Annotated in this window: 9 protein-coding genes and 1 pseudogene; 6 read left to right on the plus strand and 4 right to left on the minus strand. The window is 59.2% G+C overall.

The window, feature by feature from the left end; translation table 11 throughout:
• Window positions 1-76 precede the first annotated feature (76 nt).
• The 6 genes from G5182_RS02485 (at window position 77) to G5182_RS02510 (ending at window position 4,192) form a co-directional block, all read left to right on the plus strand.
• Complete coding sequence (locus G5182_RS02485; protein WP_266135112.1) at window positions 77-691, plus strand: cytochrome o ubiquinol oxidase subunit III; 615 nt, start codon at window positions 77-79, stop codon at window positions 689-691.
• On the plus strand, window positions 692-1,021 hold the full coding sequence (locus tag G5182_RS02490; RefSeq protein WP_216953247.1) for a cytochrome o ubiquinol oxidase subunit IV: 330 nt from the start codon (window positions 692-694) through the stop codon (window positions 1,019-1,021).
• Window positions 1,022-1,032: 11 nt separating this feature from the next.
• Complete coding sequence (gene cyoE / locus G5182_RS02495) at window positions 1,033-1,929, plus strand: heme o synthase (RefSeq protein WP_216953248.1); 897 nt, start codon at window positions 1,033-1,035, stop codon at window positions 1,927-1,929.
• A gap of 160 nt (window positions 1,930-2,089) precedes the next feature.
• Entirely contained in the window at window positions 2,090-3,460 is a 1,371-nt protein-coding gene (locus tag G5182_RS02500) for an MFS transporter (protein ID WP_227342357.1), read from the plus strand.
• A 60-nt stretch (window positions 3,461-3,520) separates the two neighbouring features.
• Complete coding sequence (locus G5182_RS02505; RefSeq protein WP_204381032.1) at window positions 3,521-3,895, plus strand: DUF805 domain-containing protein; 375 nt, start codon at window positions 3,521-3,523, stop codon at window positions 3,893-3,895.
• Window positions 3,896-3,940: 45 nt separating this feature from the next.
• Window positions 3,941-4,192: a toluene-4-monooxygenase system B family protein gene (locus G5182_RS02510; RefSeq protein ID WP_227343022.1), complete on the plus strand. Its 252-nt coding sequence runs from the start codon at window positions 3,941-3,943 to the stop codon at window positions 4,190-4,192.
• On the opposite strand, the pseudogene G5182_RS02515 reads toward G5182_RS02510, so the two are convergent.
• The 4 genes and pseudogenes from G5182_RS02515 to G5182_RS02530 all read right to left on the minus strand — a co-directional run.
• A pseudogene (locus G5182_RS02515) lies at window positions 4,160-5,080 on the minus strand (ElyC/SanA/YdcF family protein); the annotation flags it as partial. The gene G5182_RS02510 and the pseudogene G5182_RS02515 sit on opposite strands and share 33 nt — an antisense overlap.
• A gap of 331 nt (window positions 5,081-5,411) precedes the next feature.
• Window positions 5,412-6,164: a DNA/RNA non-specific endonuclease gene (locus tag G5182_RS02520; RefSeq protein WP_005353183.1), complete on the minus strand. Its 753-nt coding sequence runs from the start codon at window positions 6,162-6,164 to the stop codon at window positions 5,412-5,414.
• A 235-nt stretch (window positions 6,165-6,399) separates the two neighbouring features.
• The gene (locus tag G5182_RS02525) at window positions 6,400-8,292 is read right to left on the minus strand and encodes a PTS fructose transporter subunit EIIC (protein WP_227342359.1); all 1,893 of its coding nucleotides are present in this window, start codon (window positions 8,290-8,292) and stop codon (window positions 6,400-6,402) included.
• Window positions 8,293-8,734: 442 nt separating this feature from the next.
• Window positions 8,735-11,173 carry a GH92 family glycosyl hydrolase gene (locus G5182_RS02530; protein ID WP_266135106.1) on the minus strand — a complete coding sequence of 813 codons (2,439 nt, stop codon included), beginning with the start codon at window positions 11,171-11,173 and terminating at the stop codon, window positions 8,735-8,737.
• Window positions 11,174-11,233: the final 60 nt, after the last annotated feature.

An 11,233-nucleotide genomic window follows, 5' to 3' on the forward strand; every position in this document is an offset into this window, starting at 1 on the left:
CACGTTTACGGTGCCCGGAGGGTATGGGCACCCGAAGGTCAGCATTTTGCCAACATTAACAAGGGGGCGTGACGCTATGGCGACCGACGTTCTACATCACACTCACGAGAGTGCCCATGATCATGGGCACCATGATGCCGGTGCCAACAAGGTGTTTGGTTTCTGGATCTACCTGATGAGTGACTGCATCCTGTTTGCATGTCTGTTTGCAACCTATGCGGTCCTGGTCAACGGCACTGCCGGCGGTCCGAGCGGCAAGGATATCTTCGAACTGCCGTTCGTATTTGCCGAAACCATGCTGCTGCTGTTGAGCTCCATCACCTTCGGTTTTGCCATGTTGGCGATGAACAAGAACCGGGTGTCTACCGTCAATGGCTGGTTGCTGGTGACCTTTGTGCTGGGTGCCGGTTTTATCGCGATGGAGATCTACGAGTTCCATCACCTGATCGCAGAAGGTTACGGCCCGGATCGCAGCGCCTTCCTCTCCGCCTTCTTCACCCTGGTCGGTACCCACGGTATCCACGTCACCAGCGGCCTTATCTGGATCATCGTGATGATGGTGCTGGTGGCCAAGAAGGGGCTGACCGATCGCAACCGCTCCCGCCTGATGTGCCTGAGCCTGTTCTGGCACTTCCTCGACGTGGTGTGGATCTGCGTCTTTACCGTGGTCTATCTGATGGGGGCAATGTAAATGAGTCATTCCGTTGATAATCACGGCGCCAGCCACGGCAGCGCCAAGAGCTACCTGATCGGCTTCGTGCTGTCACTGATCCTGACTGCCGTACCGTTCTGGATGGTGATAGACGGCTCCGCCTCCCACACCACCGTGCTGGCCACCGTGGTTGGCATGGCGGTGGTGCAGATCTTTGTCCATCTGGTCTACTTCCTGCACATGAACACCTCGTCCGAGGAGCGCTGGAACCTGGTGGCACTGGTCTTTACCGTGCTCATCATTGCCATCGTGGTCGTGGGTTCCCTGTGGATCATGTACAACCTCAACATCAACATGATGGTCCACTGAGCAGGCTGGCAATGATGAAGCAATACCTGCAAGTGACCAAGCCGGGCATCATCTTCGGCAACCTCATCTCGGTGATCGGGGGATTTCTGCTGGCTTCAAAAGGAAGCCTGGACCTGCCCCTGTTCATGCTGACCATGGTGGGTGTTTCGCTGGTGGTGGCCTCCGGTTGCGTGTTCAACAACTACATCGACCGGGATATCGACTGCATCATGGAGCGCACTAAGAACCGTGCTCTGGTGAAGGGGCTGATCGCCCCCGGCGTATCGCTCTGGTACGCCACCGCGCTTGGCATGGCGGGCATTGCACTGCTCTATTGGGCGGCCAATCCGTTGGCTGCTCTGCTGGCGGTGCTGGGCTTCATTGTCTATGTGGGGGTCTACAGCCTCTACATGAAGCGTCACTCGGTCTACGGCACCCTGGTGGGCAGCCTCTCCGGCGCCGCGCCGCCGGTCATCGGCTACTGTGCGGTGAGCGGCCAGTTCGACTCGGGGGCCTTGATCCTGCTGGCGATCTTCAGCCTGTGGCAGATGCCGCACTCCTATGCGATCGCCATTTTCCGCTTCAAGGATTATCAGGCGGCCAACATTCCGGTGTTGCCGGTGGTGAAGGGAATTTCGGTGGCCAAGCACCACATTACCCTCTACATCCTGGCCTTTATGGTGCCGACCCTGATGCTGTTCCTCGGCGGTTACGCCGGCTACAAGTATCTGGTGGTGGCCACTGCGGTGAGTGTCTGGTGGCTGGGGATGGCGCTGTCGGGTTACAAACAGCTGGTTGATGATGCTCTCTGGGCGCGCAAGCTGTTTATGTTTTCCATCGTCACCATTACCTGTCTGAGTGTCATGATGTCGGTAGACTTCCAGCCAGAGGCCGAGCCTGTGGCGCTGGTGAGCATGTTGCTCCGATAGTGTGCGTTGCTTCCGATTGCATGAGATCCAGAGCCGGGAACCTCCCCGGCTCTGTTATTATGGGGCCGCCCATCGGGTACTTTTCCCCTCTGTCGGGTGTGGCATGGCGCGTGTCGGCCACCCCTTGAGTCTTCCTTTTCCCTGACCTATCGAGGCCATCATGAATGATTTCACCATGACGAGGGGCGAGCGCCGTGCCACCTGGGCGCTCGGCTCCGTCTTCTCGTTGCGCATGCTCGGCATGTTTATGGTGCTGCCGGTGCTGACCACCTACGGCATGTCGCTGGCGGGGGCCTCCGAGGCGCTCATCGGCCTGGCCATCGGCATCTACGGCATGACCCAGGCGCTGTTCCAGATCCCGTTCGGTCTGCTCTCCGACAAGGTGGGCCGCAAGCCCCTCATCGTCGGCGGCCTGCTGATGTTTGCCCTCGGCAGCGTGATCGCGGCGCTGACCCACTCCATCTGGGGGGTGATCCTCGGCCGCGCCCTGCAGGGCAGCGGCGCCATCTCGGCCGCCGTGATGGCGCTCTTGTCGGATCTCACCCGCGAGCAGAACCGCACCAAGGCGATGGCCTTCATCGGGGTGAGCTTTGGCATCACCTTCGCCATCGCCATGGTGACCGGCCCCCTCATCACTCATGCGCTGGGACTCTCCGGCCTGTTCTGGCTCATCGCCCTGCTGGCGCTGGGGGGCATTGCCGTCACCCTCTGGCTGGTGCCGACACCGACAACTCATCTGCTCAATCGCGAGTCCGGCATGGTCAGGGGCGGGATGCGCACTGTGCTGACCAATCCGCGCCTGCTCAAACTCAATCTCGGCATTTTGTGCGTGCATACCCTGTTGATGTCGAGCTTCGTGGCGTTGCCGCCGCTGCTGGAGCAAGCGGGTCTGCCTCGGGACAGCCAGTGGCAGGCTTATCTGGTCACCATGCTGATTGCCTTCGTCAGCGTTGTACCCTTCATCATCTATGCCGAGACGCGCAGAAAGATGAAGTTGGTGTTCCAGATCTGCGTGCTGGTGATGCTCAGCGCCGAAGTGGTGCTGTGGCAGGCTGGCCTGCAGCTGTGGGGCCTGCTCGCCGGCCTGCAGCTCTTCTTCATCGGCTTCAACGTGATGGAGGCGTTGCTGCCATCCCTGATCAGCAAGGAGTCGCCACCGGGTTACAAGGGTACGGCCATGGGGATCTACTCCACCAGCCAGTTTATCGGAGTGGCTATCGGTGGCAGCCTGGGGGGCCTGCTCTACAGTCTGGGTGGTGGCGCCCTGGTGTTTGGCGGCTGCTCTGCGCTGGCCCTTGTCTGGCTCGGGGTCAGCCTTACCATGCAGGAGCCCCCCTATGTGAGCAGTCTGCGCATCCTGTTACCGGAAGGGGTGGAGGCGAGCCCTGCACTGGAGCAGAAACTCCGAGCCTGCGACGGGGTGAACGATGTACTGCTGGCACGGAAGGAACGTTCGCTCTATGTGAAGGTGGACAGCAAGCGGGTCAGTCGCCAGGATCTGGAGCTGCTGGTGATCGACGCCGGACACTGATCGCGCTAAGCTCGGTTCGGATCTGCAACTACTTGTTTTTGAAAACAGTCTGGAGGCGCAATGAACTGGTATATCTCGGTCCTCAAGCAATATGCGGTATTTAGCGGGCGGGCCCGTCGCACCGAATACTGGATGTTCGTGCTGTGCAACGTCATCGTCATGTTGCTGCTCGGCATGGTGGACAAGCTGATCGGCGGCGACAATGAGCTGATCAGCTCCATCTATTCGCTGGCTGTGCTGCTTCCATCGCTGGCGGTGGCGGCCCGTCGTCTGCACGATACCGACCGCAGCGCTTGGTGGCTGCTGCTCGGGCTTATCCCCATTATCGGCACCCTGGTGCTTATCTACTTTATGGTCTGCAACGGCCAGCAGGGGCCAAACCGCTTCGGCGATGATCCCAAAGCGAGCCCCTCGCAGGGCTTTATCGTCAGCTAACGGGCGCGGCTTGGCCAATCATCGGTCAATAAAAGAGAGGGAGGCATCACGCCTCCCTCTCTTTTTCGTGTTGATGGCCGATCAACGCTCGATCAGCGGGGCGGAGCGGTAGCTCCACATGCCGTAGGTGCGCAGGGCGTCGCGGTAGATGCCGAGCAGCTCGCTCTCGCTCGGGGTGGCCAGCTCCTCGAGGGGCTTGTCAGGGTAGCTGACGCTCGCCACCTTGATGTTGGCTGGGCCAATCTGGTCGCAGGCGATTTCCAGCACCGTCTGACCGCGGCGCACATGGCTGGCTGAGCTCACCAGCACCGCATAGTCAATCTGGTGGCGGGCGAGGGCATAGGCGCTGTAGAGGGCGTTATCCACCGTGCTGGTGGCGTAGTTCTCTTCAATCAGGCGGCTGCGGTCGATGCCGTGGTTGGCCAGCCAGTCGGCCATCAGCTTGCCCTCGGTCTGGCGGTTCTGGGGCACGCCGCCGGTCAGTATGATCAGCGCCTCCGGGTCGGCTTTGGCCAGCCCAAGGGTGGTTTGCAGGCGGCCCAGCAGGATTTTGTCCATGCTGCCGTCGGGATTGAGGGCGTAGCCCAGGGTGACGATGGCGCGCTTGCCCTCCTTGGTGGCCTTGACCTGATCCTCGGTCAGTTCGGTCTGCAGCGGGGCGGCGGTGATCCGCTGCACCCGGGCGATGATCTCCTCCAGATCGGCGGCGCGGCCACTGTTGCGATCCGCCACTTTCGCCAGATAGCTGCGGGAGGCCTCCTTGTTACCCTTCACCAACAGCCAGATGGCGAGATAGCTGTTGATGTCGAGATCATCGGGGGCGACGGCCTGCGCCTGCTCCAGCAAGGTGATGGCGCGGCTCAGGTTGCCGTTGTAGATCTGGGCGTTGGCCGCCGAGATGAGCAGGTCGGTGCGGTAGGGTTCCAGCTGGTAGGCGGCCAGCAGACGCTCGGTCACCAGCTCCATATTGCTCGGCATCTTGGCGGTAAAACCGGCGTGGGAGATTTTGGCTGGCGACTTGTAGATCTGCAGCGCTTCGCCGAGCAGCATGTCCACCGCCTGGCGTTTGCTGACCAGGGTATTGAGGTCGTGCTCCATTTGCATCGAGCTCTCGGCCGCTTGCAGGGCGAGGGGCGAGAGCGCCAGCAGGCCGCCGAGGGTGAGGGCAAGAAGGGTCTGTTTCATCAAAAGGTCCTCTGTCGGGCTGAATCGCGCCGTGGTGCGCCGGCTTGTGGGCCGATGGGATAAGGCAAATGTGCGTCAATTCAGTCTGTTAGTGCCAAAGAGCGGAGCAATATAGCAGCTAACGGCGTGGCAAACTGTGAGTCGGGGCGGGTCGTCGGGTGATGCCACACCAGTGGCCGCAAAAATGGCCGCAACGGGTCAGCAGCCATCTGAAAAGGGCAGGGGGAGCGTGACTCCCCCTGCTGGGAGGGGCGCTGGTCCCTCCCTCCCTCTATCTATCGCGATGCAAGACAGATGGGGTGTCAATCCATCTGTTGGCGAGTGTTCGCGGTCAGTTCCACATCGGGGAGACGCGAGCTTCCAGCGTCTCTTGCTGCTCTTCGGGCATATCGCTGAAGAAGTTGAGCTGGGTCTGCTCCTCCACCTCGCGCACCGAGACCCGGTAGTCGGCGATCTGGCTAATAGGCACCTCTTCCTGCGGCATGATAAAGGCGATGGCCTGCAGTCTGGCCGGGTCCATCACGATCTTGTAGTAGGCGCTCGGGATCGCCACACCCTGACCGATGGACTCTTCAGAGCCGGTAAAGATGGGGCCGGTGATCACCTGCACATCCTTGCGGGAGACCGCCCACTTGTTCACCTTGTCCTCCAGCACGCGCCACGCCTTCTGGTTGAGCACCCCGATCTGCGGTGTCATGTTGCTCAGCAGGAAGCTCTCTTTCATGGTGTTCTTGTTCGATTTCATGTCCCCCGCCGGGGCCTGATGGCCACGGTCGTAGCCCGAGCCCTTGTAGTCGGAGAGGGTGGCGCGATAAGCAACCGGGATCTCCCTGTCCTCGGCGAAGGCATCCTTGCGCGGCACTGTGCCCTGTGCGCTCTGGGCTGTCATCCGGTAGGAGACCCAGTCCGCCACCTTGTAGTCGTAGTTGTAGCCGACGGCATACCCTTCACGGCAGAGCTTCTGATCCGATTCGGAGGGCAGGCCGAAGCGCACGTGCTCACCGCACTCCCAGTGGGCGGCCAGCAAGGGGGTGGCAGTGAGGGTGAGGGTAACAGCCAGAACCAATTTATTGATTTTTATCATTTTTGTGATGCTCCAGTTTAGTAGGCGGAGCCATTTGACATGAGATCTGACCAGCGCTTCAATTGCTGTTTTTTTACACGTCACCGTTCTGTGACGGCTCGCCAAGACCCGTGATGTGACTGGTTAATATGTTTTAAATCAGTGGCTTGGTCGGTGGGATGATGTGCGGTTGCTCGACAGGCAACGAAAAGGGGCCAGTGATGGGCCCCTTGTTATAGGTGGAGTCTGACGGTTATCAGGCGGCGTTTGCCTTGTTGCCCAGCGTGCGGGCCAGCAGTGCTTCCGGATTGTGGATCGCCTCTTTGGTTTTCACATCGATGACCTCGATATTGGTGAAGCGCTCGCGGTTCTTGATGGCCACATCGTGGGCGAAGATGACGCAGCGGGCGTTGGCGACATCCTTGGCGGTGATGCGGTTGATGATGCCGTTGGCGCCCTGGGTCTCGACCTTGATCTTGATCCCCTGCTTGGCGGCGGCCTTCTGCAGGCTCTTGGCGGCGAGGAAGGTGTGGGCCACGCCAGACGGGCAGGCAGTGATGGCCAGTACGTCTGCTTCTCCTTCCGCTTCAATGACTTCGAAGCTGGTTTGGGTGGTAGTGACGTCATCTTCTTCGCTCACCGGCTTCTTCAGCAGGTTGACGATGATGGCGGTGGTCAGGGCGCCGAGGATGGTACCCAGGATGTAGCCCATCTTGCCTTCAACAACCGGCAGGACAATCCAGCCACCCCAAGGGGCGTGGTTGATACTGTGCATCATAAAGCCGGTGATGTTGCCGACGATACCGCCTGCGACGATGGCTGGGATGACACGCATGGGGTCCGCGGCGGCAAACGGGATTGCACCTTCGCTGATACCGATCATGCCCATGATGGCGGCCGCTTTGCCGGATTCACGCTCCTCTTTCTTGTAACGCTTCGGAGACATCAGGGTAGCCAGTGCCATACCGAGCGGCGGCACACAGATGGCGATGCCGACGCCGCCCATCAGCCAGGGCTGGGTGTTGACCTGAGTCTGGGCAAACAGGGTAGCAACCTTGTTGACCGGGCCGCCCATATCGAAGGCGGTCATACCACCCAGAATGGCACCCAGCATCACTTTACCTGAGCCCGCCATGCTGGAGAGCCAGTGGTTCATCCCTTCCATCATGGCGGCGATCGGGGCACCGATCCCCCACATCACGATGCCGCACACCAGAAAGGTACCGATCAGCGGATAGATGAAGATGGAACCGAGGGAGGTCATGGAGTCAGGCAGCTTGATCCGTTTGAGCTGATTGACCACGAAACCGGCGATAAAGCCCACCAGAATGGCGCCGAGGAAACCGGTTTGATAGTGCTGAACGGCAATCCAGGAGCCGATCATGCCCGGGGCCAGGCCCGGCTTGTCAGCCAGCGAGTAGGCGATATAGCCACCCAGCACGGCGGTAAACAGGGTCAGACCGGCGATCCCCATGGTTGCCATGTCTTTGAGGAAGCCCGCTTCCGGCACGGCGCCCTTGCCGCTCATCATCACCGACAGTGACAGCAGCACACCGCCCGCCACGATGAAAGGGATCATGTGGGAAGTACCAAACAGCAGGTGCTGCTTCATGGTATTGAGGCGATCCTTGAAGGTGCGCTCTTCGGGTTCAGCCGGTGCAGTGGCAGCCGGTTTGGCGGCTGGGGCCGGTTTTTGCACTTTCGGGCCTTGCTTGAGCAGGGTCAGCGCTTGCTCGACGGTGGTGGCGGCTTTCATCTGCTCGATAAAGCCCGGTTCCAGCAGACGGGTGGAGAGCTCGGCCAGCACTTCGATGTGGTGGTTGGCGCCGCCATCCGGGGAGGCGATCATGAAGATAAGCTGGGTCGGTTTGCCATCTTCGGCGCCGTACTCGATACCCTGACGGCTGACACCGATGGCTATGGCCGGACGGCTGACCGCCTTGCTCTTGGCGTGGGGCAGGGCGACACCCTGCTCGAAGCCGGTGCAGTCCAGCTGCTCGCGGGCCCAGATATCCTTGACGAATTGCTGTTGATCAGACACGGCGCCATCGCGCGCCAGCATCTGTGCCATCTCGTCGAACAGAGCCTCCTTGCTGGTGGCCTTCAACTCCAGGCAGATGAGTCTGCCGTTGGTCATGGTGGGTAACATCTCACTCTCCTTCCCTGTAAGGGCTAAGTCATGCGTTGCGAATTGGGCTCATTATTGCCCTCACGGGTAGGGTTGGACAGGCGATGAATGTAGCAATAACTGGATTTTTGTTGCATGGTTTTGCTGGTGTGATCCAGCTCGCAAAGTGTTGATCTTTAACTCAATAGTGGTTTTTGTTTAATTAATGGCAGGATGTGACAGCGGTCAAGGTATGACAGAAAAACCCTTGTAATGGGATTTACAGCCATTTTTTGCGGTTTATTGCCCGATTTAAGGCATATTTGAGAAAAACGGGTTAATGGCTGAACCTGGGTTTCCCACTGGAAAATAAAATGGCCCAGCGCTGATTGGATTTTATCAATCCATCTGGCGTGGGCCGTCGGGTATCACAAAGTGACATTTTCGGATTGCGTGCTGAATGTCACTTCAATGCTATCGATCGTTACTTTTGTGGCGGGGTATCGCCCATCACGAAGTGGAGGTTGCCCCCCGGTACAAACTCCTTGTGCTCGAAGAAGAGACCATCCTTGAGCGGTTTGCCATTGATGGTGACCGACTGGACATAGCGGTTCTTGGCGCTGTTGTTATCGGCGATGATGGTGAAGGTTCCCCCCTTGACCGGGATGGTCGCTTTGGCAAATAGCGGGCGGCCAATAGTGTAAACGGGGTCTGCCGCATTCACCTGATAGAAGCCAAGTGCTGACATCACATACCAGGCAGACATGGAGCCCACATCCTCGTTGCCTATGATGCCTGCCGGGGTGTTCGAGTACATGGTGTCGAGGATGTAGTCGACCGTCTCCTGAGTTTTCCAGGGCTCCGATGTCCAGTTGTAGAGGTAGGGAATATGGTGGGAGGGTTCATTGCCGAAGGCCACCTGACCCATCATCCCGGTCATGTCAGCGGTCTCCGACCCCTGACTCTCGGCAGCAAAGGTGGCGTCCAGATTCTGCTTGAAGGCCTCTTCTCCGCCCATCGCGGTTTTCAGACCCTTGATGTCATGGGGCACAAACCAGGTCCACTGCCAGGCGTTGCCCTCGGTATAGTTGCCGGTCTCATGTTCGGTGCCATAGGGATCAAACGGCGTCATGAAGGCGCCATCGATCATCACCGGACGCATGAAACCGGTCACCCCGTACTGGGCGTATTCGGCCGCATTGTGGTCGAAGTAGCGCTGATAGCCGTTAGAACGGGCCAGATAGCGCGCTTCGGCCGCCGGGTTGCCGGCCGCCTTGGCGATCCGGGCGATGGCCCAGTCATAGAAGGCGTTCTCCAGACCGTAGGAGACCGACTCGAGGGTGTAGTCAGCGAAGACGGGCTGACCGTCGATCCGCTGCACTGCCGGGGCAAAGCCGTTCTTTTCGATGTAATCGATGTGGTTGGTCAGGGTCTTGTCCAGCACCGCCTTGTCCCACTCGGTCGCCAGCATGGGGTAGTTGGTATAGGTGGAGGAGTCGATGGCGGCCGTGAGCGCCAGATTTTTCTCCTGCGCAGTGAAGGCATCGGGGTATTTGGTGATGGCGTCGGCAATCACCACCACCGCCGGATAGCCCACCATGGTGCCTGTCTCATCCCCCAGATGCTCCCACTTGGGCAGCAGGCCGCTCTCCAGATACTTCTGGAGCAGGTTCTTGGCATACTGCACGGCGCGGGTGGGTTCGGTGATGGTTTTAAGCGGGTGCAGCGCTCGCTGGGTGTCCCACAGTGAGTAGACCGAGAAGTTGGGCTGATCTTCGCTTGCCTGGCCATAGTGGATGGAGTAGCTGCCTTCCCCCTTGGCCTGCGCCCCTTTGCCCATGCCGCGGTAGTTGCCATCCACATCCTGATGGACGATGGGGGCGATCTTGGTGTGGTAGAGGGCGGTGTAGAAGATCTCGTTTTGCTCCTTGCTGCCCCCCTCGATGGTGAAATTGAGGGCGTTGGCCCACTTCTCGCGGGCGTTGGCGCGGGCCTCGTCAAACGAAACATCCCCTTCGGCCTGGTAGTTGTTCCATGCGCCGGTGGCATCGACCGCCGATAGGGCAACTTTGGCGTTCAGTTGGGCTGAGCCGCCCTCTTCAAATTCGACGTAAGCGGTGACATCCGCTTTGGATTTGGCCTTGTGCTCGGCGCTCAAGCCCTCTACCGGCACACCACCAGCGAGGATGTAGACCCCTTTGATCTTCTTGTCGAAGGTCGCATGGAAGAAGATCTTCTGGTTTTTCGCCCAGCCGGAGAAGTGAGTCGCATCTCGCTCGCCGGTGATGGTGTAGCCATCTTCGCTGACGGTGAGTTTGTTGCGCAGCGAACTCGATCCCCAGTCGCTGTTGAGGATCGAGTTCAAATCGATCTTCAGCCGTTGGGGTTGCCCCTGCGGATAGGTGTAGCGGTGAAAGCCCACCCGCTCGGAGGCGGTCAGCTCGGCCTTGATGCCATTCTCGGCGATGCGCACCGCATAGTAGCCAGGCTCGGCCTGCTCGGATTTTTTGTCCATTTTGACCGAGATGGCTTTGCGGTAATCATCGCTTTGCTCGATGTATTTGGATTTATCTTCGGTAAAGGGCAGGAACAGAATATCCCCCAGCCCCCCCATGCCGGTGCCTGAGAGGTGGGTGTGGGAAAATCCGAACAGGGTATCTTTGTCAAAGTGATAGCCGGAGGAGGAGTGCCAGCCGATCAACTCGGTATCCGGCGAGAGTTGCACCATGCCCTCCGGTACCACAGGGCCGGGAAAGGTGTGACCGTTAAAGCCAGTGCCAACGAATGGGTTCACATATTGCAACACATTGGTTGGCGTTGGCTTTTGATCGTCGTTATTGTCGCTGCTGTTATCTGAATCGCAGCCGGATAACATGGCTACTGTGCTGGTCAGGGCAATGGCCAGAATATTTTTCTTGAACATATTGAGCGGCTCCATCGGGTAGAGGGTGAGCAGTCATGATCTATTTTTATGAGACCGGAG

Source organism: Aeromonas sp. 600948, from assembly GCF_049174875.1.
GTDB lineage: Bacteria > Pseudomonadota > Gammaproteobacteria > Enterobacterales > Aeromonadaceae > Aeromonas > Aeromonas veronii_A.

What these genes read in the sequence shown, in the direction of transcription:
- G5182_RS02485 (WP_266135112.1), top strand. Translation starts at nt 77, where the DNA reads ATGGCGACCGACGTTCTACATCACACTCACGAGAGTGCCCATGATCAT.
- G5182_RS02505 (WP_204381032.1), top strand. Translation starts at nt 3,521, where the DNA reads ATGAACTGGTATATCTCGGTCCTCAAGCAATATGCGGTATTTAGCGGG.
- G5182_RS02530 (WP_266135106.1), bottom strand. Translation starts at nt 11,173, where the DNA reads ATGTTCAAGAAAAATATTCTGGCCATTGCCCTGACCAGCACAGTAGCC.
- G5182_RS02490 (WP_216953247.1), top strand. Translation starts at nt 692, where the DNA reads ATGAGTCATTCCGTTGATAATCACGGCGCCAGCCACGGCAGCGCCAAG.
- G5182_RS02500 (WP_227342357.1), top strand. Translation starts at nt 2,090, where the DNA reads ATGAATGATTTCACCATGACGAGGGGCGAGCGCCGTGCCACCTGGGCG.
- G5182_RS02525 (WP_227342359.1), bottom strand. Translation starts at nt 8,292, where the DNA reads ATGTTACCCACCATGACCAACGGCAGACTCATCTGCCTGGAGTTGAAG.
- cyoE (WP_216953248.1), top strand. Translation starts at nt 1,033, where the DNA reads ATGATGAAGCAATACCTGCAAGTGACCAAGCCGGGCATCATCTTCGGC.
- G5182_RS02520 (WP_005353183.1), bottom strand. Translation starts at nt 6,164, where the DNA reads ATGATAAAAATCAATAAATTGGTTCTGGCTGTTACCCTCACCCTCACT.